We start from the raw sequence: 25926 nt of genomic DNA on the forward strand, positions 1-25926 counted from the left end.
CGACGGCGCTTTTGCCATAAGCCACAACCTTGTCACCGCCGCCCGCTTCTTTCACGATTAACCCGGTCAGTAACTCGCCCAACACGGGTGCCATTTCACGAATCTTAGGGGCGAGATCTTCCACGAACCCCTCACCTGCCCACGGATTCTTCACCACGGCAGCCGCCGCAATCATCACCAGCGGTGTCGTCGCCGCTTTGCCGCCGTCGGAGTAAATGGTCTCGGTGGTAACGAACGTCTTGCGTATATCTGGATGCATGGTCAGAACCTCATTCAAGTTAACGGTTTGTTAATCTGGTGTGTCGGGGAGTGATATAACACTGAGATTTCTGGCATGTCAAAAGTTGGTATACCATCATACGGTATTAAATTTTTCCGGCGTTTTTGCTATGCTTAAGCGACGCAAAACCCCGCCATGACTGGGGGGATGGGGATCAAAAAGGCAATGTGTCACCGGCGGTTTGAGAAGCGGGATGAGTGTGATTGAGTTCATAAAAATCACACGAATTATGAGGGCAGTCGTTTCATAACGGCATGAATTCACGAGATTTTGATTATTCCTCAAGGATATTTTTATTTCGTGCTCAGACCGCATGATGAAACTGTGAGCTAACGCTGATTTCAACGGGCGGGTCGGTGAGAAGTCGATAGGCGGTGGTAGCAAAGAGAGTAAAGGCGGCGTTGCTTTCAGAACGGAAACAGTGCTAATAGTTAAAACGCTTGCAGGACATGACATTGACTTCAGGCTGAATTTTTAAATTTCAACGAAGAGACGATTATGGATGCGAGTCATTCCCTAAAAATTGAAAATACGCCGGTGACGTTACGTGAACTGGCGTTGGCTAAAGTTCGTCAGGCCATTATCTCGGGATACTTTAAAGCTGGAGACCGTTTGGTTGAACGCTCACTGTGTGATGAATTAGGTGTAAGCCGTACCGTGGTGCGCGAAGTCATTCGCTATCTGGAAGCGGAAGGTTTAATTGAAAACCTGCCGAAAAAAGGCCCGATTGTGGCGATATTAACCTGGGAAGTGGCCGAGCAGATTTACGATATTCGTATCCTGCTGGAATCCGAAGCGGCGAAGGATTGCGCAAAATTAGCCACTAGCAGTGATAAAAAGAATCTGCACAAGAAACTCCTGCGCATTGCTAAAGCCTCGCACGATCATGATGATATTGAACGCGTTGAAGCGTCTCAGGCCTTTTATGAAGCACTCTTTTCCATTGCAAAACATCATATTGCGTGGGAAATCGTCCAGCGCCTGAATAGTCGTATTAGTCGACTGCGCGAACTGACCCTGCGCAGTCCGGAGCGTCAGGTGGCGGGTTTTGAGCGTATGTCGCGAATTTATGAAGCGATTGAAGAGAACAATGCCGAACACGCGAAAGAGGCCGTCAAACAGCATCTTTCAGAAGCGGCCACGCTGGCTAAATCTATACTGACTGCTGAGGAAAAATAATGTCTGCTTATTGGATCGCCCACGTCAATATTGAGGATGCACAGCAGTACCAGAATTATATTGAGCTGGCACCGCTTGCGTTTAAAAAATATCAGGCGAAGTTTATTGCCCGCGGTGAAAATGCCACCTCACTTGAGGGTGATGAATTTAAGAAGCATGTGATCATTGAATTCCCCGATTATCAAACGGCGCTGGACTGCTATCATTCTGACGAGTATCAGTTAGCCAAAAAGCAGCGTGAGAACGTGGCAACGGCCATGATTACCATTGTGGATGGGCTGGCGTAGAATTGGACCTACTCCCCAGGGTTGATTTGCCGCTCAATACCTCAGTTTAAAAAGCTAAGCAATCAGATCGCTCTGCCCCGTTTCAGCCCCGCATATCCTTAGGTGCAAAGCCATATTTTTTGCGGAAAGCGACGGAGAAATGGGCGGGCGAATAACCGACCTGATAGGCCACTGAAGAGACGCTGGCTTCCCCCGTCGACAACATACGCCAGGCGGTTTCGAGTCGCAGCGTTTGCAAATAGCCGAAGATGCTCTGATTAAACAGGCGTCGGAACCCGGCGGTGAGTTTACGCGTGTTCAGGCCAACTTTAGCGCTGAGATCACGAATGGAGGGAGGTGAGTCGATGTGCTCAGCGAGCAAGTTTTTCACATCATGCAGCCGGGCAATATCGCAGGCGCTTAGGCGTAATGTTGATTGCTGCAACGTCCTGTCTTCACTGACCAAACTATCCAGCGTGTGAGCAACGATCTCCAGCGCTTTGCCCGTCATGTACAGCTGTCGTGCGACACCTTGCAGTGGGTTGGTAAACAGTTGCGCTCTCAGTCCACTCAGGCACTTTGGCGTTGCCTGAATACGCATACCAGGATTTGCGGACAAATCGAGCTGCATGCCTGCAGTCAGTGTGTTGATGGACTCGGCGCAAAGATGCTGGCTCAACGAGTGCGTAGAGATATTCACGGCGGTGTAATTCAAATCAGCGCCAGGCAGTAAGCATTGACTTGCGTGCGCTAAATCCTGACTCCAGACAGCACAGAGTGCCGGACCTTTGATATGCCGCTCTGCTTGCTGAGGAAAACGGCACAACAGTTCACCACTTTCGATGATGATGATTTTCAGACCCACAAACAGCTGTTCATCCTGCCAGATCGCCCGCTGCGGGTTAACGCTGCCGCTGGCGAGTGAAATATCACCTCGCAACAACATCTGTACTCCGCCATCACCTCCCTGACTAAGTTTGCCTTTTCTGGCGGAAAGCTTCTGAGAATCCATCTTTGACCCTACCGTGAGATGAGTGATATTGATTATCATTCTCAATGTAAGCGTTTTGTAAATGCCTGTCCATGGGTATATCGAAACGCAAACCGTCTACTGGCAGCAGAATCAGCACAGATCCTAAATAAACTTCCCGGCCACACCGGGAAGTTTCATTTTGCATGTTTTTCTAAAGAAAGAGTTCGGCAAGCGAAAGTGTTGCTGATTGTCTGCCCACATTCTCACTGACACACTTTTAGTCGACAAAAAAGTCGCTTCTATTGTGGAGAATACCTTGGAAAACAATAATAAAAATTGGGCGCGCTGGACCACGCCCCTTACCTGCCTGGCGCTGTTAATTAATGCCCATTGCGCGCTGGCAGAAGATACCTTGCAAGTCACGGCAGACAGCAAAACGGCACCAGAAAAAGGCTATGTTGCACAGACCAGCACAACGGGGAGCCGCACCAATGAATCCATTCTCGCCACGCCCCAGTCAGTATCGGTGATCACCCGCAGCGAAATGGACGATCGTAACGTGCAGAGCACCACCCAGGCCCTGCAATACACACCGGGAGTGTATGCCTCAACCTCTGCGATCTCGTCCCGCTTTGACTACTTCAACATCCGTGGTTTTGATTCAACACTGAACGGGACCTTGCTGGATGGATTGCGATCCACCACTCAGCAGTCCTACGTACGCTACGAACCTTACGGATTGGAACAACTGGACGTGCTGCGTGGCCCCAATGGTTTCCTTTACGGCGCAGGATCGCCAGGCGGTATTATCAACGCCATCAGCAAGCGTCCCACGTTAAATGCACAGCATGAAGTGGCCATTCAGACCGGCAGTCATGGCCGCATGCAGGGCCAGTTCGACACCTCCGGGCCGCTTAACGATGATAAAACACTGCTCTATCGCGTGGTGGGTGTGGGGCGTGACAGCAATACCCAGTTCAACAACGTCCCGGATGACACCCTGTACCTGGCGCCTTCCTTGACCTGGCGCCCCGATGCAGACACCTCATTGACCGTATTGGCCTCGGTTAGCCGCAATAAATTTGGCCCCCCACGCCCTTACCTGCCGCTGTATGGCGCCTTACTCAGCAACCCTAACGGGCAGGTCAACCGCAACAGTTATCTTGATGGGACCAATCTCGATAACCATATGACCCAGAGCAATCTGGGTTACGAACTGGACCACCATTTTGGCGATCGCTGGACCTTCCATTCTGCCAGCCGCTACACCGAAACCGACCTGATGACGCAAACGCTTTCAGGCGCGTCGCTGGCGGCGGACATGCGCACGCTGAATCGCGTGGCCTATGAGTTCGGTATTAAAGGGAAAGTCTTCGCCACTGATAACAACCTCAAGACCGATTGGGATGCAGGGCCCGTGCACGGTTCCAGTGTTGCGGGCGTGTCTTTCCGCCACACCGGGGAGGATTACTATCTGAACTATGGCCGGGCCAGCAGCATTGATATTTACCAGCCGACCGGCAATGGTCGCTTCCCGACGACCTCGCCCTATACCAGCACGCAGCAGAATGCTAACGAAACCGGCGTTTACCTCTCTAACAGCCTCGCGTTGTTCCAGCATCTGAACCTCGACCTCTCTGCGCGTCAGGACTGGGCTTCGGTGAACACCAAAAACCGTCTCAACGACACTTACACTTCGCAGGACGATCAGCGCTTTACGTGGCGGGCAGGCTTAAGCTGGATAACGGATATCGGGGTAGCACCTTATGTCAGTTATGCCACCTCATTTGCGCCAGTGCTGGGCACCAATTTCTATGGTGACGCCTACAAACCCACCACCGGCAAACAGTGGGAAGTCGGTGTGAAATATCAGCCAGAGCAGTTCGATGCACTGTTTACGCTGGCATGGTTCGACCTGACGCAGGATAACGTGCAGACCACCGATCCCGACAATTCGTTGAACAAAATTCAGACCGGACAGGTTACCTCGAAAGGGATCGAAGCCTCAGCCACCGCCAACCTCACCGACGACTGGAAACTGATTGCCAGTTACAGCTGGAACAATCTTGAGACCAGCAAGACCACGGTGGCCGGTGCACAGGGCAAAACGCCCACCGCCATGCCCGAGCATATGGCCTCTCTCTGGAGCAATTACACCGTTGCGAGTGGCCCGCTGGCTTCACTGGGCTTAGGTGCAGGTGTGCACTATGTGGGCTCGACCTGGGCTGACACCAACAACACCATCAAAGTACCGGACTACACCCTGGTTGATGCCGCCATTCACTACGATTTGGGACAGATCAATGCCCAACTCCATGGACTGAATGTGGCGCTCAACGCCAATAACCTGCTTAACAAACATTATTGGGTCAGTTGCTCAACCACCACCTGCACCACGGGTTATGACCGCTCGTTAAGCGCCACCCTGTCCTATCGCTGGTAAGTTAAGGAAAACATCATGATGAGAAAATCCAACCTGATAATGTGGCTGTGCGCACTCTGCCTGATGTGCAGTGCTTCTTCAGCGTGGGCAGCGATTACGGTCACCGATATGCTGCAGCGTAAAGTGACTCTGCCTGGACCAGCAAAACGCGTGGTGCTGGGAGAGAATCGCCACATCATTACGCTGGCGCTGCTGGAGAAAGATCCTTTCCATAATCTGGTGGGCTGGGGAGACGATCTCCAGCGCTACTCACCTGCCACCTGGGAGGCGATAAAAAAACAGTATCCCGCGGCCAGCCACATACCGGTGCTGGGCACCATGAACAGCGGTACCTTTTCAATGGAGGCGACAATCGCGGCTAAACCGGATCTGGTGATCTTCACCCTGTATGGACCGATTCCACCGGGACTCGATGCTCTGGATGCGGCCCACATCCCCTATGTGTTTGTTGATTTCTTCCGCAAACCGCTGGTGAACACCATGCCAAGCCTGAAGATGCTCGGTCAGTTACTCGGTCAGGAGGCACAGGCCGATCAGGTGATCGCGTTCTGGCAACAGCATATGGATGAGGTTGCAAAACGCCTGGCGAATGTCAGCACGCGTCCCTCGGTATTTTTCCATCTCAATCCGGGTAAAGGCGATTGCTGCTTTACCTCGGGACCCAGCAATATGAGCGACTTCATTGCTGCGGCAGGGGGACATAACATTGGCGCCGACATGCTGAGCGCGCCGATCGGCAAACTGAACCCGGAATACATCCTGTCACGTAACCCTGATTTTTATCTGATGGGCGGTGGCTCCGCCGTGAGCCGCGACGGATTACAAATCGGCACCGGAGCCGATGCAATGCAGGTCGCCCAGAGCAGTCAGCACCTCCTGACCGCGCCAGAAATCGCCCATTTACCGGCGGTGAAAGCCGGGCTTACGGGTGGCGTCTGGTTATTCTTCTTCGACAGCCCGCTCTATTTCGTCGGGATCGAGGCCATGGCGAAAATGTTTCATCCCGCGCTGTTTGCTGATGTGCACCCTGAGGCGACGCTAAACACCGTAACCAGCAAGTGGTTGTCGGTGCCGCTAAAGGGCACATTCTGGACGGCACTGCCTGCGCAATAAGCACTGCAGGGCAGCGCTGTTTGGCGCTGCCCTCGGGGAAACCACGATGAAATCACCCTCGAAGCTTCTGACGGCGCAGATCCTTCCTGCGCTAATACTCAACCTGCTGTCAGGCGTGTTGATTACCGTAAGCTACCTGCTACAGGCACTGCTGTTCACGCAATTGATCATCGGGCTGAACGCATCCACATCGAATACGCTTATGACGCTGATTGTGATGCTGACGGGAAATGCACTGCTCAGGGCCGTGTTGATGGGTTTCAGGGCCATGCAAACCGAGCAGTTAGCTGCAAATGTGCGCACCCGTTTGCGTCTGCAGCTGTTTCGCCCTCTGCTGACACCTGGCTTTGATATCATGCAACACCATTCAGCGGCAAAATTACAGGCCACGCTGGTTGAGGGCGTGGAAGTGATGGAAGGATTTTACAGCCGCTATCTGCCCGCACTGCTACTGGCTTTACTCAGCGGTGCCGTCACGGTGATCACCCTGGCCAGTTTCGACCTGCTCTCAGGCGCCATATTGCTGCTCTTTTTGGTGACCTGCCCGGTGATGGATCATCTGTTTATGCGTCAGCAACGTCGGCATATTGTGGGTGTGTTTGCCGCCATGCAGCACTTTGCAGAGGATTTAATGGATGCGCTACGCGGCATGCTGACACTGAAAGCCTGTAATGCTGTGCCACGCTTTCGCGCCAAAATAGCAGACCACGCGGCATCACTCCGCCGCGAATCCATGACAACCCTGCGAGTGACGATGATGCGTGGCGGTATCACTCGCTTCGTATCGCTATTCGGTACTTCCGGGCTTCTTATCATCAACGCCTGGCGCACCATGCAGGGTACTGTGGATCCCGCCCTGTTGCTAATGACGCTGTTTATCACCTGGGAGGCGTTTCGCCCTATCCTTCAACTGGAAACGGTATTCCATACCTTGTGGGCCGCGCAGGAGATGCGCCCGGCAATGCAGGAATTGGCCGCCTCCACTGCCACCCTCCACGACCCTGACTTTCCCCACCCGATGCCGGCTGGCAACACACTGCATTTAGAGGCGATCACTTATCGCTGGCCAGGTCAGCATCAGCCGCTTTTCAACAACCTGACGCTGACCATTGCAGAGAATCGCCACACCGCCTTTATCGGACCTTCAGGGTCGGGCAAGAGCACGCTGTTTCAGCTGATCACCCGATTTATCGCACCGCAATCAGGCGCGATTTTTTTGGGGGATGAGCCGATCAGTGAGCTTTCGATTGCCGCATTTCGCCGTCGTATCAGCTGGGTGTCGCAGCAGGTTTTCTTGATTGACGGCACCCTGGCTGAAAATTTACGGCTGGGCCGCCCTGACGTCACTGAAGCGGAAATCTGGCAGGCATTGCAGCAGGCGCAACTGGCAGAGTGGGTTCAATCACTGCCTCAGCGCCTGAATACACTGGTGGGGGAAAATGGCGGGCTGTTGTCCGGCGGGCAGCGGCAACGACTGGCTATCGCGCGCGCGTTACTCAAACAGTCCCCCATTCTCATTCTGGATGAAATCACCTCGAATCTTGATGTGGTCAACGAGGCAGCCATCCAACGGGTCATCTCATCACTCAGCGGTCATTGCACACTCATTAGCATTGCACATCGGCTGAACACCATTGCGCAAGCCGATCACATCGTGGTGCTGCAGGACGGTGACATCATCGAACAGGGTTCACCCGCCCGTCTGAGGTTTGAAAACGGCTATTACGCTTCGCTGCTTCAATCGCAGGAGACAATCCTTTGAACACCAACACGCCTCCCGTTGCCCCATCACTTTGGCGAGCGCTGCTTTCGCCCCTCAGGGCACATCAGTCTCGGCTCTTCTCCACACTGGCAGCAGGGATCGTGGCGCAATGCACAACCTTCACCTGCATGATTATCGCGGGCTGGATCTGCACCCTGGTGCTCAGCGGTTCATCGCCCGATACACTGGGGTTCTTCGCTGCTGTTCTGGCCTTCTGCGTGGTGCTAACCGCACTGGCCCACTGGGCTCTGGCGTGGTTATCACATGACCTGGCCTTCGCACTGATTGAAACGCTGCAAATGAGCATCTTTGATGGCATCGCACGCGCTTCGCCTGGACGTTCACATCAGCAACGTATGGGGGACATCGCGGCTATAGCCACCAGCGATGCCGAGCTGATGGAGCGTTTTTATGCGCACATGCTGGTGGACTACCTCACCGCGTTTCTGATGCCTGGGATTGCCCTGGTAATATTGCTGTTCGTGAGCCCCTGGCTGTGCGTGATTTTTTTGCCTTGTGTGTTGATGATTGTCCTGGCGCCGTTGTTCTCTGCACGATGGGCGAAAAAACAGGGAAAAGCCGTCGCAGAAAGCAAAAGCGTGTTAAACAGCCATATTGCCGAACTCGCACAGGGCTGGAAAGACATTCAGATGTTTGGTGCTGAAGGTCGCTACAGCATGACGTTGCAGCAGGCCAACGCCAGATTAAACAACGCACAACGCAAATACGGGGCGCGTAACGGACTGGAGCAGGGATTGCGGGATGGCCTGATGGCGCTTTCACTGATTGCACTGCTTGTGGCCAGTCTTAACTCCTCTCATGACGCAGGACTGTCGCTCGCCTGGCTGCCGTTTATCCTCAGTATCGGCGCCGCGGCAATCGTTCCTCTGCTGGAAGTTTTGCAGGTCGGCGGGCAATGGGGCGCATTGAGAGCCAGTGCCGAGCGCATCTTTTTACTTCAGCAGCTTCCTGAACAGGTTCATGACGGCCTGGCGTCAATAAATCCTCAGGGGCATCGACTGCAATTTAACAACGTCAGTTTTTGTTACCCGCAAAGCGATACCCCAGTGCTGAATAACCTGAGCTTCACCATTGAACCGGGAGAAAGAGTGGCCATCGCGGGTATGTCAGGCAGCGGTAAGACTACCCTCGCCTATTTATTGTTGCGATTCTACGATCCAACATCAGGTACGCTTTCACTCAATGGCACAGATCTGTCGGCATTTAGCCTGAAGACGTTGCGACAGCAGATTGCCTGGGTATCGCAGGAGAGTTGGCTGTTTAACGATACTATTGAGAACAACATTCGCCTGGGCCGCCCCGATGCCACCTTTAGCCAGATTGAACAGGCAGCGAAATCCGCCTGTGCGAATGAATTCATCTGCAAATTGCCACAGGGCTATCGCCCCATCTGCACTAAAGGAGGCGAAAACTTGTCGGGAGGCCAGCGTCAGCGTATCGCTTTGGCACGAGCTTTAGTCAGTGACTCTCCGGTGATAATACTAGATGAAGTTTCTGCCGGTTTAGATGGCGAAAATGAGCGCCTTATCCTTGCCGCCCTTGAGTCTCTTCCCAAAACCCGCACCCTTATTATGATCGCGCATCGTATCCCGATGCTGAAATCCGCCGAACGCATTCTGCTGCTCGCCAACGGTCGAATCGCAGCAGCGGGCAGCTTTGGTGCGTTAACCGCTGAAGGCACATCTCTTTCAGCATTGCTGGTGAATCCACATACAAAGTAAGCACTCGCCTATCGCGTGCTGTAAGGTTCAGTAGCACATACACCATCAAGATGACCCTGGTGGCGCCTCAAAATCGGGCGTCACCATTCTCTTTGAATTTGATCACCCCATAATTTGAACACAGATCACAAAATCGGCACGCATAATTTTGTAATCGATTACTTTAAGTTAATTTGTAATCGATTACTTATGATAAGGAGCTGAATTAAGATGAAAAAATTGATGGTTTTGGCTGGGATATTATCCATGTTGAGTGCTGTGCCCTCGCAGGCGTCAGCAGCGGGCGTTGAAGATGAAATTGGGCTGCAGATGTACACTTTACGTAACGTCGGCACCCCGGCAGAACAGTTCGCCATGGCCCATAAAGCGGGGTTTGAGCACGTTGAACTGGTAGGCACGCAGGGTCTGGCAGCCAAAGAGCTGAAATCCTTGCTGGATAAAAATCACCTGACGGTAACCTCATCCCACGTGCAATTAACGGCACTGGAGAGCGACTACGCACAGACCGTGGCGTTCAATAAAGCGGTGGGTAATCACACCATCGTGGTTCCGTGGATCAAACCGGAAGATCGCCCGGACAGCACCAAAGCATGGATAGCCTATGCGCAACGCCTGGATAAACTCGGCGCGAAACTGCGTAAAGACGGCATGCAGCTCGCTTACCACAATCATAATTTCGAGATGAAAAAGTACGATGGCGTGACCGCGCTTGAGATCATCTTCAATCATTCACGGGCAGAAAACCTCAAACTGGAGATGGACGCGGCGTGGGTTTCACGCGGCGGTCAGGATCCGGCGCGCATTTTGAAAGAGTATCCGGGACGAATCTATGCGATTCACGCCAAGGATAATGCGTCGATTGGTATCCGCGACGATGAGATGAATTTTGCGCCGCTGGGCGAAGGCTTGCTGGACTGGAAAACCATTCTGCCTGCCGCCAAAGCCAGCGGCGTGAAGTGGTTTATCATTGAGCACGACAAGCCGAAGGATGCCTGGAGCATCATCACCACTTCACATCAGAATCTGCGTGCGGCGCTGGAAAAACTGCCGCATTAAGCAATCAGGCACTGGCGCGCACAATCAGGCGCCAGTCCATCATAACGCGTTCAGTTGGCGATTGCGGATCGTCTATCTTCTGCAGCAGCAGGCTGAACGCGGTCCGCCCGATATCGCGCGATGGCTGCGCGATGGTGGTCAGAGGCGGAGAGATCATTTCAGCCAGTTCCGACCCGTCAAAGCCTGCAACGGCGATATCTTGTGGCACCTGATGTCCCGCGGCCTGGATGGCGGCCATCGCCCCGGCCGCCAGTGTGTCGGAGACGGCAAATACCGCATCAGGCTGTGTATCTGCGCTGAGTAACGCTTCCATCGCGCGCTTGCCAGCGTTAAAACTCAGCTCACTCGCGTAACTCACCGCCTGCCATGACAGACCGCACTGTTTCAGCTCCTGCTGATAGCCCTGCTGACGCAGTTGGGCGTACTTGTAGCTCAAATCATGATTGATCAGGGCAATGCGTTTGCGTCCGCTGGCCACCAGATGCGCCACCAGCTGGCGCGAAGCATGGACATCATCGATGCCCACACAGGAGATGTCACCTGCATCGGCGTATTCGGCACACTGCACCCAGGGCATGTTGCCGATCAGCTGCGTCAGTTCAGTCAGCGTGGTGAAGGCATCCATGGTGATCACCCCATCGACCATTTTGCCTGCCAGCAGTTGCAGACTTGAGCGGGAGCGATTGATGTCCGATCCGGAGTTACACAGCAGAATGCGATAACCATTCTGCTCGGCCTGCTCTTCGATACCTTTCACAATTTCAGCGCAAAACGGGTTGGAGATATCAGAAACCAGCACCAGCACCATGGAGCTCCGCGCGGTGCGCAGCTGACGGGCTAACAGATTTGGCTGGTAGTTGCTGACTTTAATGGCTTCCAGCACCTTATCCCGGTTTTTATCCTTTACGGTGTCACTGTTATTAAGCACGCGTGACACCGTGGCCACGGAAACACCGGCCAGCTTCGCGATTTTCTGAATGGACATGATGACTCAACTTCCTGCGTCAGTTTCTGAATTGCAGGCTACCATAAATCGACGCATGACAATAAGTTAGGCAGGGTGGCTAATGCGGAAGATCAGGCGCGCCGGAACGCGCCTGTGTATCAAATGGTGACGCCGACCCAGCGTTGATCGCGATGGCTTTTTACGATTGCCTCAACGATGGCCATCACCTGCGCGCCGTCGCTGAAGTCAGCAAAGTGTCGTTCATCTTGCGCCGGCATCTCACCCTTCTCCACCGCCTGATAAAACTGCTGCATCATGGCGCGAAATGCATCGGGCCAGCCTTCGATGTGCCCGCCGGGAAAACGGGCACGGGCGGCAACATCGCGGTTCATCAATGTTGCATCGTCCGTCAGGGTTTGGTTGGCCTGATGGCGATGACCGACCCACAACTGTTGTGGCACTTCCTGATCCCACGCCAGCGAGGCCTGGCTGCCGCTCACCTCCAGATAAAGGCGATTTTTGCGCCCCGCCGCCACTTGTGACACGCTCAAACAGCCTTTACTGCCATCATCGAAACGCAGCAGCACAAAGCCCAGATCTTCCGTATTCACCGGACAATCCTGATACTGGGCCCGCTGCGTCTGCGCGCTGAAGGTGGCCTGCCCGGTTAGATTGGCTTTGCGGGTTGGCCAGACGATGGCGAGGTCGGCCATCACCGCCACTATCTTGCGGCCAGTAACAAACTGTATGGTGTCGCACCAGTGAGAACCGATATCCGCTACCGCACGCGATGCACCGCCCTTGTCGGCCTCCACACGCCAGTTGTAATCCGTCTCTTCCAGCATCCAGTCTTGTAGGTAGCTGCCCTGAACGGCAAAGGTGCGGCCCGTTTCGCCGCTGCGCACCATGCTCGCGGCTTGCTGGACCATGGCAAACTGTCGGTACACGAAGCTGACCCCGTTGACCACGCCAGCCTGTTCTGCCAGTGCCACTAATTCACGCGCTTCGCCCATCGTCATGCAAAGTGGTTTTTCCGAGAACAGGTGTTTACCGGCAAGTAAAACCTGCTTATTAATGTCGGCATGAAGGTGATTGGGCGTGCAATTGTGCACAGCATGCAGGTCTGGATGCTGCAAAAAGGTGACAACGTCACCATAGGCGTGCGGCACGTGTAATTGCGCCGCCTGTGCTTGTGCTTTCTCCAGCGTGGAGTCGCACAGTGCCACAACATTAATATTGCCAAGGCGCCTTAGAGCCTCAATGTGCGCGGGGCCGATAAATCCGCTGCCGATAATCCCGACATTAATCATTTAGGTTCCTCCCTGAGTCCGAGCTGCGCCCTGATACTGCCGCTGTCATCCTGCGCGGCAAAATCATCAAAGGCACGGCTGGCGACCGGAATGATGTGACGTTGAATGAATTCAGCCCCTTCCCTCGCACCGGTTTCCGCATCTTTCAGGCAGCATTCCCACTCCAGTACCGCCCAGCCGTTGAAATCGTACTGCGCCAGTTTGCTGAAGATGCTTTTGAAATCAATCTGCCCGTCGCCTGGCGAACGGAAACGCCCGGCGCGATCGATCCAGTTTTGATAGCCGCCATACACCCCGCTGCGGCCATTGCGCTGATACTCCGCATCTTTGACGTGGAAAGCTTTGATACGCGAATGATAGATATCGATGAACTGCAGGTAATCAATGTGCTGAAGATGCAGATGGCTGGGATCAAACAGGATATTGCAACGAGGATGGTGCTTTACCTGTTCAAGAAAACGCTCAAAGGTGGCGCCATCGTGCAGGTCCTCGCCTGGGTGTAATTCGTAACACACATCCACGCCATGTTGATCATAAACATCCAGCACCGGCTGCCAGCGACGGGCGAGTTCCTTAAATGCTTCGTCGAGTAATTGCGGGTTGTGCGGCGGCCACGGATAGACATAGGGCCAGGCGAGCGAGCCGGAGAAGGTGGCATGGGCAGTCAGCCCCAGCTTGCTGGAGGCGGCGGCGGCATGTTTAACCTGCTCGATCGCCCAGGCCGTGCGCGCTTCCCGCTTGCCGCGTAGGTGTGCCGGTGAAAAATTATCGAAAGCGGCATCATGCGCTGGATGCACGGCAATCAACTGCCCTTCCAGATGCGTCGATAATTCGCTGATGCTGAGGCCATACTGCTTCAGCAATCCCAGCACTTCATCGCAGTAAGTCTGGCTGGTGGCTGCGCGTTGCAGATCAAATATCGCCGGGTGATTGCACGGGATCTGCAATGCCTGAAATCCCAAAGCGGATGCCCATTTCGCCAATCCTTCCAGTGAATTGAACGGGGCATCAGCGCCGATAAACTGTGAAAGGAAAATGCCCGGACCTTTTAACGTTTTCAAAAAACCACCTCCAGTAACAACAAAAACTCAATCGCGATACTTAAATGTGAACATAAACAACAGGGCAATCACGGCAGCCGCGATCGCCGGAATCCACCAGAACATGCCCCAACTGGCAGCCGATACCTGACCCGCGACCAAGTGGTTATACAGCGCACCTGAAATCTGCGATCCCAACAGCATGCCAATGCCGTAGGTGAACATCACAATCATGCTCTGCGCTTGTCCTTTGACTTTGTCTCCCGCAATGCGATCGGTGTAGATGAAGCCGACGACAAAGAAGAAGTCGTAACAGACGCCGTGCAGCAGAATCCCCAGCCAAATCAGCGCGCGTCCCTCCTCGCCCATGCCCATGGCAAACAGCGCATAACGCACAAACCAGGCGCACATGCCGACCAGCAGCATGTATTTCACGCCCAGTCGGCGAAACAGCAGCGGAATCACCAGCATGAAGAAGATTTCAGACATCTGGCCGAAGGACATCAGTGAGCTGACGTTTTCAACACCGGCGTCGGCCAGCCAGGAAGCGGTGTAGGCGTAGTAAGTGCCCAGCGGAATGGAAATCAGCGTGGCACAGAGCGAAAAAATGAAGAAGTGACGGATTTTCAGCAGGGCAAACGCATCAGCACAGAACAGATCGCGCGGTCTGAATGGCATACCTTTAGCGGGTGCGGGCGTATGCGGCAGCGTGAGGCTGTAGAGCGCCAGCACCACGGAACAAATCGCCGCCACCGTGAAGACGCTGACGCTGGAGGCGATACCGGTAAATCCGATAAAGAGACCGGCGATGATCCAGCCAATGGTGCCGAACACGCGCACTACCGGGAAACTCTTTTCACTGCTGGCGAGACTGTGGAAGGCAATATTATTGGTCAGTGCCAGCGTGGGCATGTAGCACAGCGTGTAGCCAAACAGTAAGCCGATCAGCAGCGCGCCGTTCTCGGCGATCATCGCCTGAGGCACAAACCACAAAATCACTGCACCGGCCAGATGCATCACCGCCAGCACTTTTTGTGAAGGGAAAAATCGGTCCACCAGCATGCCGAGAACAAACGGCGAAAGAATGGAAGCAATCGGGCCCGCCGAGAAAGCATCGCCAATCAGCAAGGACATGTTGTGCTGCGTCATCACCAATCCCAGCGTGACCGACCAACTGCCCCAGATAAAGAACTGAAGAAACATCATCAGTGACAGCCGTGGGACCAGCATGCGCTGCATTGCCTGGTCTTGCGCGGTGCCTTGTGTCGCAGCAACCATTTCCAACCCCCAAAAAGTAATCGATTACAAAATGCGAGAAAATAAAAGTAATCGATTACAAAATGGAAATCCTCGTGGCTGATCACAAATTTTTACTTAGGGGGAACGTGAGGATTGATGGCTGGTGTGGGAGATGGCGTAGACCCTATTAGGACTGAGCCGCTTAATGATGAGTTTTTTTGGTTTTTTAAAACACTCGAGCAACTCCAGGCGCAAAACAGGTCAGGGTTTGATCTGAGCAGTTTATGCCTTAACTCGTTTTTTTGTGTAGCTGAAGAGTAGCGGGCTACTTTAATAGTGACTTTAAACACCCTTAAACAAGGTTTTAGCCATTAAAAGACCTTATAAACACCTTTAACCAACTCGCGCTACAATTTTTACTTTAAAAGCCTTATAATGAGCTCATAATCTTATTTTATGACGCCAGGAGGTTTTAAAATGTCTCTTAACCTCTTCTCTGAATCTGAGATGATTGCTGAACTTGGGCTGCGTCTCAAAGCATATCGCCTTAAGCGCAATATGCTGCAGAAAGAATTGGCTGATAACGCCGGGATTTCAGTTTCCGCACTGAAAAAGCTGGAAAATAACGGTAAAGTGACGCTTGAAAACTTTATGAAGGTCGTGTTTGCACTTCGTCTTGAAAGAGAAATGATGAATTTGTTTGCGCCACCCGCATTAAGCATTGCGCAGGTTGAAGCGCTCAACGCCCCAGGCCGGCAAAGAGCAACGAAGCGTAGTTCAAAAAAATCAACCCTTTCATCTTCCAAACAAGGACCCCTTAACCATGAATCCTAGTTTTTCGGCTCTTCAGCGCCTGGAAGTCATGTATGAAGGCTGGGGAGAACAATGGAGCATGGGCGTGCTGGCGGCAGGCAGGCAGCGTGGCGAGTGGCTGTTCGAATATTCCGAGCAAAGTCTTCAGCATGGCATTGAGTTTTCGCCGCTGCTACATCCACTTGCTAACACAACATACGCAAATTTTGAACGTCATCAGGAAGGCATACCGGGCTTTATCGCGGATTCGCTCCCCGACGGTTGGGGACGTTTATTGATGGATCGCCTGTTACGCCGTAACAGTATCGAACCCGCACGTTTGTCCATACTTGATCGGCTGGCAGTGCTGGGCAGCAACTTCATGGGTGGATTGACCTACCGTCCGGTATTAGATATGCCAGGCCAGCAAGGAAATGCGCAAAATATTGATGATTTGATTGTTCTTGCGCGGGAAATTCAGGTGGAAGTGGCTGGCCTGGATTCCGATATATTACCCGAACTGGTACGTCTGGGCGGTTCACCACATGGAGCACGTCCTAAAGCGTTGCTGGAGTTTAATCCTGCCAGCGGTAGGATGAGCTCTTACCCTGCAGAAGGCTGCGAGCCCTGGTTAATTAAATTCCCTGCCGCACAGGAAGAATCCTGGGTGTGTGCGCTGGAGGAAGTCTATGCACGTATGGCACGGATGTCAGGTATTGATTTTCCGGAAAGCCACTGGTTTGCCTTGGGGAATGGCTTGTCCGCTTTTGGCGTCAAACGCTTTGATCGTATCAATGGCATGCGGATCCCTACTCTGAGCATGGCTGGAGTGCTACAAGCTGATTTTCGGCTGCCGTGCCTTGATTACAGCGATATTCTGCGTGCAACTGCGATGGTGACACGTTCAGTAAAACAGCGTGAGGTTCAGGCCCGTCGTATGGTATTTAACGTCATCATGAACAACCAGGATGATCACGCGAAGAATTTCGCTTTCACACTCAATGAAAATAAAGAGTGGCAAGTCTCACCGGCGTACGACCTGACCTTTCAGAGCGGTCCGGGTGGCCAGCACCAGTCATCTGTAGTGGGTTATGGCAGCAGTATCTCTCGCAATGCATTGCTTAAGGCTGCCAAGTCTGTGGATATTAGCGAGAAAAACCTGAATCTTATTATTGAGGAAGTCAGTGATGTTGCCCGGACATTTGTTCACACCGCCAACGCATTGGGAGATATGATTCCGGCTACGGTCATCAAAGCAATCGATGCGCAAATACAAGCCAATCTTAGAGCGCTTTAACAGCGTAGGATGCGGAATGACATCAATCTGACCGCTCCATGGATTCATGATTGCGCTTTTACACGCATATAAACATCTAGCTTGCTTGATATTCACTGCCAGAAATTTACACGAGTAACCTCTCACCACGCAAAATTGAGCCCCTATCCATCATAGCTATCTTGTAAACCGTTAAGATGATTAGCAGTGACGCATCGTGAGGTTATCTGCACGAGTGAACGCTTTATCCGGTCATTAATTAAGTAGCCATTAACGTTTGCTTCCTCCCAAAGGTGGGCTTGACAATCATTGTGACCGGGTAACATAAGTTTTTCTGCGTCGACATACTTAAAAATATAACCAAACGCTAAAATCACTGATAGTTAAAATAGAGTTCATAGCGCAATTATCGACTTCTCAACGCCTGGCACACCCCGAATTTTTGAGAAATATCTAAAAATTGACACTTTGCGGGCTTTATTCTTGATATCTGATGTGTTGTACTTCTGCCAAGAGAGTAACATCGATATACTCTTCCCTAATTTGTTATCTACTGCACCACTTAATTTATTTCGTTCAGCGACAAAATATTCAGGAGAAGTTCATGAGTGATTCACTTAAAGCGTTAAACAATATCCGTACGCTTCGCGCGCAGGCACGTGAAGTGCAGCTTGCCGATCTGGAAGAAATGCTGGAAAAATTCACTGTTGTTGTGTCTGAGCGCCGTGAAGAAAACAACGCCAGCGAAGCCGCCGTGCGTGAAAAAGAAGAGAAACTGGCTAAATATCGTGAACTGCTGCTGCAGGACGGCATTGACCCGAACGAACTGCTGGGCGCCTTAACGCCAACCGGTAAGACTCGCGCTAAACGTGCTCCACGTCCGGCTAAATATAAATATATGGAAGAAGGCGTTGAGAAGCACTGGACCGGTCAGGGTCGCACGCCAGCTGTGATTAAAGCTGCTGTTGATGCCGGCAAATCTCTCGATGATTTTCTTATCTAATCGGGCTTTCCCCGTTTAAATTTGAGTTATCGAACATTTTTGGTGGGTGTTTCGCCCACCAGAATGTAAATACTGATTGATATCTTCGCTCTCTCCCGCTTTCGTGGAATCCCCTTATTAAGATAATGACGGGGTTAACTATCAACTATTGTCATAGTCATGCTCAAATCGCCCGTCCCTTACTTTAACAACGCACAATAATGAATGCGCCGCCATGACATTGTTCTGCTTTACTCAGGTTTAGCTCGCCTTAAAATCAGGTTAAATTCCCGATTCGATTCGAGACTGATATTAATAAAACCCTCACACTGATGGCGATGCGGGCAGATTGATTCAATACCCGATCATGACGTGACTGGCGTTATTTTGTGCATGCGCTCACATCGCGCTCCTCGCCACCTATTTATCCACGTCGATATTTCAATCATGCCTATTCTTACAGAAATTTTCTGGGTGCCTGGTGGGGATGCGCTTTTGCGCCTATATCTCGCTCAGATAACCTTATAAAGGGCGATATGTGACTCAATGTGCGGCAGAAGTGAGGTTGATTGCAGCACGAACATACTAACCATTCATTCAACCAGCTTCTGCACTATAAACACTTGATGACCAGCAAACGAAAGTGACGTACCCGGCTGAGGCCAATCACCCATCAGACAAAAGCCGTGGTGCATAAATGTCTGCAGCCAGGCTTCACGCGAAAGAGATAACGTGAACGGCAAATTATGCCCTTCTGTTGCCTGCTGCAGCACCGCAGCGGCAGTTATCCACCTCAGCGAGGAATCTTGTGTGGGTTCCACCACAATCAGTACACCTTCAGGTTTTAATGCATGCCAGATGCCCTGGAGCATGGCATCGAGGCCTTGAGTTGTGTGAAGCACGTCGATTGCCAGTACGGCATCGTGTTGTGACGATGGACAACCTGGCCAGTCCCGCAATGGTTGAAGGTCACCATGGTCAGTGTTTGCGTTAATTTCCAGCACCTTTGGACAATCACTTCCCTGCATTGCCGTTTGTAGCAGTGAGGCGGTAATCTGGCCGAGGTAATCCGCCAGCATGCTCTTTTGATGCATCGCTGGATAAAGGGGGCAGCTCTCGTGCGGTGATAATCGGCTGGATGCCAACTCGGGATAGCGCATCACCTCACACAGTGAGTGCTGGTCTGCGAATAATGTGTTGAGGAAAGCCTCTCCCTCAACGTGCCAATCGAGACAACGACGCAGACGAATTTTTGCATCGTCGATACGCTGTTCGATGGAAGGCAGACTCGGGGCACAATCGCCAGCAAACCAGCGCTGATCGTGCTGCTCCACAATCCCTTCCTCCTCCAAAATGTCGTGCCATTTTTCCAGCATAAACTGAAAACAATCGGCAATCCCTGCTCGCTGGCGCGCATCTGCAATCAGCCAGCCTTCAGCGGAGATAAAAGAAAGTTCATGCAGCAGTTGCCAGATCATTAACGGTGCCATTGACTCGCTCTCCGTCTGGAAAGCAGCCAGTGAAGCAATCATTTCAGGCGTCGGTAATCGATGCGCAGCCTGATGCCCTGCCCGTTGCCAATCTTCATATTTTGATGAGGCAGTAGTAGCGGGCGAAAAATGGCTGTCCGTCTGTGAGTTCGCTACGCCCTGATGCGCGCTTTTATCTCCATTCATAACCACTCCAACGATCAAATGGGGTGTGAATTCATCACATTCTTTGTAGGGGTAAATTTGGCTTTGCTAATGATGCGTGCAATTTTAAGCCTTAACCCTGTAAATGATAATCATTATTATTCATCGTACAAATAAAATTTATAACACTTCACCCGATCTGTTTGTTGAAAACAGAGTCATGAAGCAACGGGGAAAAGGTGAGTTCATAGTGGAAAGAGGTTTAGATGGGTCAAATGATGGCATCCATTAATCTTTAAGAGAGTGACGATTTTTGCAAGAAATGCATGAATGAGAGACGTTGAGAATAAACTTTATAAGCCCAGCGTAATTAACCAGTAAACTCTTTATTTACAATAGCGTGTGGTGTCAAATTTCAATTTTGAAAATAAGAAATGCTGGAAACACAATTATTTAAGGGTATCGGTAGGGGTTCAGATATGCCACACTGTATTTTTATACAGAACGTGGAGTTACGGTGAAGCATGATGGCCAGATCACACAAGAGATATTGGCACTGTTAGGGAGCACTGTGTCAACGTTTATTCGGGAAGGTTTAGCTTTAGAGGCCCACGAGATTTCACAAGCCCTGCAAAAACTCAAAGATAATGAAGCGGATTCAGTTTTAAAGGAGAAATACGAAACGCTTATCCGCTTACTTTCTAAAATGATGCACTGATTCATGCTCGCTATAGAAAATCAGGCATCAATCATCCGGAGTGACACCCACCACAATTTCAAGGGTCTGGCGCAAGATGTGGGCTTCCGAATCATCCTGAGCGGATTCAAGTGCTCGAATTAAACTGATGATAATGGCTTTGTTCGTTATCTGTCCTTCAGATGCCAGCACATTACGGATGATGACACCTAAAACTGTCGCCTCATCTTTCAAACCCGGACCCGCATTGCGGAAACGTTCAGCCAGTTCCTGATCGGCAAGCGCAGAAAAAATGTCTTCTGAAATATGCATGATTTGATTCCGAGCTTTGAGTTGTCATGGATTAAACACGATTAGAATCAACGTGAAAATCAGTGCTTTCTGTTAATACCTGAGTGATGCGAGTCCGTGTACAAGTGCTGGACTGAATTGAGTCCCTCAGCTCGTTGTTGTTTGGCCCGCTCTCCCTCGGCAATGTTCTTTCTCACCTCGACAATGGTCTGGGCGATCAATTGCCGCCTGTCAGCATCATCTGACTGGTCTTCCATAACCTGAAGTTGTTCGTTGAGTGCACGGAAAGAAACAGGCCCCGCTCGCTGGAGCAGAACCAGTGTGGCTTCACCGAGAATTTCATCGACTAACTGCTGGTGTTCACTTCTATTCATATACTTCTCTGATAACGGCATCTGCATGGCAATTTTGCTGTAAACAGACTGCAAATTGCAATTTCTGTCACGGAGCCAGGATTCATTCTCATACCATGCAAATTCAGAACGGTAATGTTGTACAACTTAGGCCAGAATACTGAATCACTCATCCCGCTCGAAAAGCAGTCCGATAAGCTGATGATAGTGGTGTTCCTCTTCAGCGTTGGAGGAAATTTCCAGACGACGAAGTAACTTGGTGCAGAGGGATTTACGGTTCAGATTCTTGCCCTCTCGCAGGATTTCTACCACGATCTGACCCAAAGTTTCTTGCTGAGAAGGCAAAGAGGCTTTATTAAAATATTGTGCAATAGCTTCTGAAGAGTTCGGAGTGTATCCATTCTGACGCATGTGTTAACCCTCTCATGTTGGGTCAGGCAAATGGCCTGATAAAGTTGTACAGTTATTGCAAAATCTGTACAGAAATATAGTCAATGTCAGGTGCCCATTTTTTTGCAAAAAGTGCTATGAGCTGAGAGGGATTTTGCCAAACAGAAAAATCTTAATCGTCTGTAACGACAAGTATTTTGAGCGGATCTTAATATTTGAGTTAAGTACTCTCGCTACTTTTTAATATTTTCAACTGGCAATAATGTGATGCTGTCCGAGCTTTCACTCAGACGCCGTAACGGTGAGCTGCTGCGCTTATCTTCTGACGAGGGTTGCCGATAATCGTTCAACCAGTTAATCGCAGCCAAAACGGCTTGTTTACGCTCTGGCGTATTAGCCTCGTCGGCCATGCGATGCAGTTCCTGATTTAATTGAATAACACTGATTTTTTCACGGCGGGCAAGAATCTGATAAGCAGCCTCGCCTAAAATTTTGTCTGAATTGTCCATTGTTTTACCTCCTGAGAATCGGGCTTACGCTGAGTCCTCGGGATCTATTGTAGCCGATGGGATATTTTCGATAAACCAGGCGGCGGGGATCTCAGGCTTCGTGATGCCAGCCTGTTTAAACCAATACGCGCCAGCTCTGAAATGACAAACATCCAAGAGATTTATCTGAATGATCTTCGCAGGGTTTACATCCTATGAATCACTGCCAGGCTCAGGCTAGGGTTACATTTATTTATCAGGGGGTAAATTATGAATAAATACGCAATTTCTGCATCATTACTATCCATCGCGCTTTGCGGGCTCTGCTCTTTCGGCGCGTATGCAGGTGTTTTTGGTTAACCGTAGCGGCAGAGAATGCCCCGGCGTCAGAGACGCTGCCAAAACGCAATGACTCCGTGCTGCGCCTTCTCTCCTCAGTAAAACTTCATCTCTTCATACGGTTGTGCTCTGCAGGCATTTAATCTGCTTTCCAGATCACCAGCATGAAGTTCCAGCTTATGACCGTCCGGATCGAGGAAATAGAGTGATTTGCCCTCACTTTTGTTGACCTTCCACTCTTTTACGCCTGAAGCTTTCAGCCTTTCGGCAAAAGCTTCAAACACTTCATCTTCAATGCTGAAGGCATAGTGCGTGTAATCTTTACCGATGAAAACGGCATCCAGTGAGAGGCACAGCCAAAGCTCACCTATCGAGAGATAAGCGCCATTCTTCCATTGTGCGCGGGGAGTGAATCCCAGCGTCTCAACATAAAAGGTGAAACTCGCAGAGACATTGCTTACAGCTAGAGTGATGTGATTCAGACCGGTCAGCATATTGAACTCAATACAAGAAGTTGTAGGGTTAATTTATCACAGGCGATGAGATGGAAAGCGGCTGCCACGTGGGTAGCTAAGCAAACTTCTGCAGAATTCTTATCGCCATTTCCATGCCCTGCTCACGCTCGGCATCATAGTGATGACCATCGTTTTGCGCTTCCTGCAAGACATCAATCAGCGACTGAACGGCAAACTCGCTTTTTCTACCCAGAACTTCCAGCACTGCGCCGCCGATCTCATTGCAAATGGCTTTTCCTTCCGCGTATTTGTTTTGCTCAGACATGACTGACTCCTTCGTGAACGTTAAGGTATTCAACCTCGCCATTAGTAACATGGACAGTGGCGAACTTCATTTCATTGCAAAAATGAATCCCGTTAAAGCACCATTGACACAAGCACAACACTCAATAACAGCACATAAATTCGCGCATGCCAGACATCTGGCACGGCGGGAATGTATCTTTGTGCAACCAAAATGCCGATTAACCCTGTGACCACCAGCAACATAACAATTTTGAGACTAATAAATCCGAGGAAACCACTTGCCGGAATTATTTGCCAGCCGCCGATGGCATAAGTGATGGCGCCACACAGCGCTACCGGCAGCGAAAGCGGATTGGCAACGCTGATGCATTCCCGCATCGGATAGCCATGCCGTCGCAATAACGGTACCGTCATGACACTTCCACCCACACCCAACATCGCAGCAATTGAACCGATAAGTATGCCGCCGCCTGTCACTGTGGCCCTCGATAGCCGGCGTGACGTGCTACCACTGAAGAAACCTTTACGTAGCAGGCAATCAGCAATCGTGATCAACATATAAAGGGTAAACAGTGAACGAACCCACTCTTCGCTTAACAGTCCTGCCAGCCATGATCCGACCACCGCACCTATAGCGATAAACCAAATGAGGGGAAAACAGGCCTGTACTGCGATGGCACCCGCTCGCCAGTTTCGATAGCTCACCCACCCAGCGTTAAATATCATCACCGCCGTGGAGGTGGCGACGGCAATATGCATCGCATTGCCTGCCATTTCGGGCTGCCCACGCAACAACTGATAAACAAATGGCACGACGACAAAGCCGCCACCAAAACCAAACAGCACCGTAGTCACGCCAGTGGTAAAACCAGCCAGCACAATCAAGAGAATATCGTTCAAGGGACGTCCCACTTATAAATAAAGCCATAGCCTAACGCTCACCTGACCCACTTCCCATTTGAGCAACGCTCAATTACCCTTGCCAATCGGTCATAAGGAGTGAACGTGCGCAACACAAGCATTGACGATGTCGATTGGATAGAACGTGATGTGGTCGCGATGGGGAATGACTATGCGCAGGGGTTTGTACTGGCCCCCCACCAGCACCGCCGGGCCCAATTGCTTTATGGCGCAACGGGTCAGATGCATGTATCAACTCAGGACGGAGAATGGGTCGTGCCGCCACAGCATGCGGTGTGGATCCCGCCGGAAACCCTTCATGCGGTGAAATTTGTCGGCGTAACGACGCGAAGCCTGTACATCACACCTGCGTGCGCAGCACGGATAAGTGACCGCATTCGCTGCGAGGTTATCAGCGTATCGCCCCTTTTACGTCAGCTGTTGCTGGACGCAGTGGACTTGCCGCTGCTTTATGGCAGTGAACGTGAATGCGCGCTGATCAACTTGCTATTACTCGAACTGGGAGCGATGCCTGCGCGAGAATTCGATATCCCCCTGCCACGACAACCCGCATTGTTGGCGCTGTGCCAGGCATTCCTGCTTGCCCCTTCCATCCACGATCCTGCAGATCGCTGGGCAAAAATGATGTTTATGAGTGCCAGCACCTTTCGCCGCCATTTCCTGCAGCAAACCGGTATGACTTTCTCCGCCTGGCGTCAGCGAGCCTGTGTGGTCAGCGCGCTGTCCTTGCTCATTAAGGGCAAGTCGGTGAATGAGGTCGCTTTATCGCTGGGTTATGACAATGGTTCGTCTTTTGCGACTATGTTCCGCCGCGTAACCGGCCAGCCGCCTTCGTTTTATCATCCCTTTTGAGACATAAGCCCTTAGTTATCTCTACCAGAAACCACGGTTCCTGGAGGACGGGCTTTACTGCTATTACGCCAGTCGTCTTTGAACGCAGAAATGGAAGTTCATTTCTTAACTGCGTCAGCAACAACAGCAGTGACCGCCTCAAACCGGAAGTAATTGCACCAGCATCTGACCCGCCAGGCGCGCTGTCTCCCGCAAACGCTCCACGCTCGCGCCCTGCCGTGAGCGAGCTGACAAGCCCGACATGATCGTCACCATAAAATCCGTTATTCGCACGGCCTGTTCTGGATAGCGCTCGGCAATATAGGCATGGAACATCTTCTCGGCCGCTGTATGAAAACCGCAGGCCACCTCGCGCGCAGAAAGATCATCGCTATGGATACCTTCCAGCACCAGACATCCTGTGGCTTCTGGATCGGCAGCATAGCGACTTGCAGCTTCATCCAGTACCGCAGAGAGACACTCCGCCACCGGGCGATCGTGACGCAAAAGCGCTTTGAAACTGATAGCGCCATTTTGGGCATATCGATCAAGCACCAGCCGATAAAGCCCGAGTTTACTGCCGAAGGCGGCATAAAAGCTGGGCGGATTGATGCCAAAGGCTTTGGTCAAATCCCCCACACTCACCTTGTCGTAACCACACGAGTGAAACAAATTCTGTGCAATGCATACCGCCTGTTCCGCATCAAACTTGCGTGGGCGGCCTGGCGTACGGCTAGTTTTTGTAGTCATCACTACATAATCCTTTGACAACCTGACTGACTCAATAATATTGTAATGACCACTACAATACAATTGAGGGCA

At 51.5% G+C, this 25926-nt stretch carries 27 protein-coding genes; 12 read left to right on the forward strand and 15 right to left on the reverse strand.

What is annotated here, in order from left to right:
- On the reverse strand, window positions 1-259 hold a 259-nt coding region (locus F3J37_RS18820; RefSeq protein WP_166935102.1), incomplete at its 3' end, for an amino acid synthesis family protein.
- A 519-nt stretch (window positions 260-778) separates the two neighbouring features.
- On the opposite strand from F3J37_RS18820, the gene F3J37_RS18825 reads away from it, so the two are divergent.
- Both F3J37_RS18825 and F3J37_RS18830 read left to right on the forward strand, forming a co-directional pair.
- Entirely contained in the window at window positions 779-1459 is a 681-nt protein-coding gene (locus tag F3J37_RS18825; RefSeq protein ID WP_034827627.1) for a GntR family transcriptional regulator, read from the forward strand.
- Entirely contained in the window at window positions 1459-1746 is a 288-nt protein-coding gene (locus F3J37_RS18830; protein WP_034827637.1) for a DUF1330 domain-containing protein, read from the forward strand. The genes F3J37_RS18825 and F3J37_RS18830 overlap by 1 nt, the downstream gene beginning before the upstream one ends.
- Window positions 1747-1828: 82 nt before the next feature.
- Here F3J37_RS18830 and F3J37_RS18835 read toward each other — a convergent pair whose 3' ends face one another.
- Window positions 1829-2671 (reverse strand): helix-turn-helix transcriptional regulator, encoded by an 843-nt coding sequence (locus tag F3J37_RS18835; RefSeq protein WP_034827639.1) that lies wholly within the window; start codon window positions 2669-2671, stop codon window positions 1829-1831.
- Between the two features lie 343 nt (window positions 2672-3014).
- Between F3J37_RS18835 and F3J37_RS18840 the strand changes: the two genes are divergently transcribed.
- The 5 genes from F3J37_RS18840 (at window position 3015) to F3J37_RS18860 (ending at window position 10814) form a co-directional block, all read left to right on the forward strand.
- Window positions 3015-5141, forward strand: a complete 2127-nt coding sequence (locus F3J37_RS18840; protein WP_052127512.1) for a TonB-dependent siderophore receptor — start codon at window positions 3015-3017, stop codon at window positions 5139-5141.
- A gap of 15 nt (window positions 5142-5156) precedes the next feature.
- Entirely contained in the window at window positions 5157-6254 is a 1098-nt protein-coding gene (locus F3J37_RS18845) for an ABC transporter substrate-binding protein (protein WP_080748178.1), read from the forward strand.
- Window positions 6255-6300: 46 nt separating this feature from the next.
- Complete coding sequence (locus F3J37_RS18850; protein ID WP_166935104.1) at window positions 6301-8016, forward strand: ABC transporter ATP-binding protein/permease; 1716 nt, start codon at window positions 6301-6303, stop codon at window positions 8014-8016.
- On the forward strand, window positions 8013-9758 hold the full coding sequence (locus F3J37_RS18855; RefSeq protein WP_255464793.1) for an ABC transporter ATP-binding protein: 1746 nt from the start codon (window positions 8013-8015) through the stop codon (window positions 9756-9758). Before F3J37_RS18850 ends, F3J37_RS18855 begins: the two co-directional genes overlap by 4 nt.
- 210 nt (window positions 9759-9968) lie before the next feature.
- The gene (locus tag F3J37_RS18860; protein ID WP_166935108.1) at window positions 9969-10814 is read left to right on the forward strand and encodes a sugar phosphate isomerase/epimerase family protein; all 846 of its coding nucleotides are present in this window, start codon (window positions 9969-9971) and stop codon (window positions 10812-10814) included.
- Between the two features lie 4 nt (window positions 10815-10818).
- Here the strand turns inward: F3J37_RS18860 and F3J37_RS18865 are convergent, their stop codons facing one another.
- The 4 genes from F3J37_RS18865 to F3J37_RS18880 all read right to left on the reverse strand — a co-directional run bounded on the left by F3J37_RS18865 (window position 10819) and on the right by F3J37_RS18880 (window position 15388).
- Window positions 10819-11799, reverse strand: a complete 981-nt coding sequence (locus tag F3J37_RS18865; protein WP_034827643.1) for a LacI family DNA-binding transcriptional regulator — start codon at window positions 11797-11799, stop codon at window positions 10819-10821.
- A gap of 119 nt (window positions 11800-11918) precedes the next feature.
- Complete coding sequence (locus tag F3J37_RS18870; RefSeq protein WP_034827645.1) at window positions 11919-13070, reverse strand: Gfo/Idh/MocA family protein; 1152 nt, start codon at window positions 13068-13070, stop codon at window positions 11919-11921.
- On the reverse strand, window positions 13067-14131 hold the full coding sequence (locus tag F3J37_RS18875) for a sugar phosphate isomerase/epimerase family protein (RefSeq protein ID WP_034827646.1): 1065 nt from the start codon (window positions 14129-14131) through the stop codon (window positions 13067-13069). The genes F3J37_RS18870 and F3J37_RS18875 overlap by 4 nt, the downstream gene beginning before the upstream one ends.
- A 27-nt stretch (window positions 14132-14158) precedes the next feature.
- Entirely contained in the window at window positions 14159-15388 is a 1230-nt protein-coding gene (locus F3J37_RS18880; RefSeq protein WP_034827647.1) for an MFS transporter, read from the reverse strand.
- Between the two features lie 438 nt (window positions 15389-15826).
- Between F3J37_RS18880 and F3J37_RS18885 the strand changes: the two genes are divergently transcribed.
- The 3 genes from F3J37_RS18885 (at window position 15827) to F3J37_RS18895 (ending at window position 18420) form a co-directional block, all read left to right on the forward strand.
- The gene (locus F3J37_RS18885; protein ID WP_034827648.1) at window positions 15827-16183 is read left to right on the forward strand and encodes a helix-turn-helix domain-containing protein; all 357 of its coding nucleotides are present in this window, start codon (window positions 15827-15829) and stop codon (window positions 16181-16183) included.
- Window positions 16173-17438, forward strand: a complete 1266-nt coding sequence (locus tag F3J37_RS18890; RefSeq protein WP_034827649.1) for a type II toxin-antitoxin system HipA family toxin — start codon at window positions 16173-16175, stop codon at window positions 17436-17438. The genes F3J37_RS18885 and F3J37_RS18890 overlap by 11 nt, the downstream gene beginning before the upstream one ends.
- Window positions 17439-18021: 583 nt before the next feature.
- Entirely contained in the window at window positions 18022-18420 is a 399-nt protein-coding gene (locus tag F3J37_RS18895; RefSeq protein ID WP_034827650.1) for an H-NS family histone-like protein, read from the forward strand.
- A 572-nt stretch (window positions 18421-18992) separates the two neighbouring features.
- Here the strand turns inward: F3J37_RS18895 and F3J37_RS18900 are convergent.
- Window positions 18993-20075 carry a class I SAM-dependent methyltransferase gene (locus tag F3J37_RS18900; RefSeq protein ID WP_034827652.1) on the reverse strand — a complete coding sequence of 361 codons (1083 nt, stop codon included), beginning with the start codon at window positions 20073-20075 and terminating at the stop codon, window positions 18993-18995.
- A gap of 475 nt (window positions 20076-20550) precedes the next feature.
- Between F3J37_RS18900 and F3J37_RS18905 the strand changes: the two genes are divergently transcribed.
- Window positions 20551-20751, forward strand: coding sequence for a hypothetical protein (locus F3J37_RS18905; protein ID WP_034827654.1), 201 nt, complete (start codon window positions 20551-20553; stop codon window positions 20749-20751).
- Window positions 20752-20778: 27 nt separating this feature from the next.
- Here the strand turns inward: F3J37_RS18905 and F3J37_RS18910 are convergent, their stop codons facing one another.
- The 7 genes from F3J37_RS18910 to F3J37_RS18945 all read right to left on the reverse strand — a co-directional run bounded on the left by F3J37_RS18910 (window position 20779) and on the right by F3J37_RS18945 (window position 24252).
- Window positions 20779-21042, reverse strand: coding sequence for a biofilm development regulator YmgB/AriR family protein (locus tag F3J37_RS18910; protein ID WP_034827656.1), 264 nt, complete (start codon window positions 21040-21042; stop codon window positions 20779-20781).
- Between the two features lie 59 nt (window positions 21043-21101).
- A complete protein-coding gene (locus F3J37_RS18915) occupies window positions 21102-21422 on the reverse strand; it encodes a hypothetical protein (protein ID WP_230599157.1) in 321 nt (106 codons plus the stop codon).
- 117 nt (window positions 21423-21539) lie between these two features.
- Complete coding sequence (ycgZ, locus tag F3J37_RS18920; protein WP_034827658.1) at window positions 21540-21785, reverse strand: regulatory protein YcgZ; 246 nt, start codon at window positions 21783-21785, stop codon at window positions 21540-21542.
- Between the two features lie 212 nt (window positions 21786-21997).
- Window positions 21998-22273, reverse strand: a complete 276-nt coding sequence (locus F3J37_RS18925) for a hypothetical protein (RefSeq protein ID WP_034827659.1) — start codon at window positions 22271-22273, stop codon at window positions 21998-22000.
- Window positions 22274-22686: 413 nt separating this feature from the next.
- On the reverse strand, window positions 22687-23085 hold the full coding sequence (fos, locus tag F3J37_RS18930; protein WP_034827660.1) for a fosfomycin resistance glutathione transferase: 399 nt from the start codon (window positions 23083-23085) through the stop codon (window positions 22687-22689).
- 76 nt (window positions 23086-23161) lie between these two features.
- Window positions 23162-23371, reverse strand: a complete 210-nt coding sequence (locus F3J37_RS18940; RefSeq protein WP_034827661.1) for a hypothetical protein — start codon at window positions 23369-23371, stop codon at window positions 23162-23164.
- A gap of 92 nt (window positions 23372-23463) precedes the next feature.
- Window positions 23464-24252: a sulfite exporter TauE/SafE family protein gene (locus tag F3J37_RS18945; protein ID WP_034827662.1), complete on the reverse strand. Its 789-nt coding sequence runs from the start codon at window positions 24250-24252 to the stop codon at window positions 23464-23466.
- A gap of 105 nt (window positions 24253-24357) precedes the next feature.
- Here F3J37_RS18945 and F3J37_RS18950 point away from each other — a divergent pair, with 105 nt between their 5' ends.
- Window positions 24358-25125, forward strand: coding sequence for an AraC family transcriptional regulator (locus tag F3J37_RS18950; protein WP_034827663.1), 768 nt, complete (start codon window positions 24358-24360; stop codon window positions 25123-25125).
- A 138-nt stretch (window positions 25126-25263) separates the two neighbouring features.
- Here the strand turns inward: F3J37_RS18950 and F3J37_RS18955 are convergent, their stop codons facing one another.
- Window positions 25264-25854 carry a TetR/AcrR family transcriptional regulator gene (locus tag F3J37_RS18955; RefSeq protein ID WP_034827664.1) on the reverse strand — a complete coding sequence of 197 codons (591 nt, stop codon included), beginning with the start codon at window positions 25852-25854 and terminating at the stop codon, window positions 25264-25266.
- Window positions 25855-25926: the final 72 nt, after the last annotated feature.

This window comes from Candidatus Pantoea communis, from assembly GCF_011752685.1.
Classification (GTDB): domain Bacteria; phylum Pseudomonadota; class Gammaproteobacteria; order Enterobacterales; family Enterobacteriaceae; genus Pantoea; species Pantoea communis.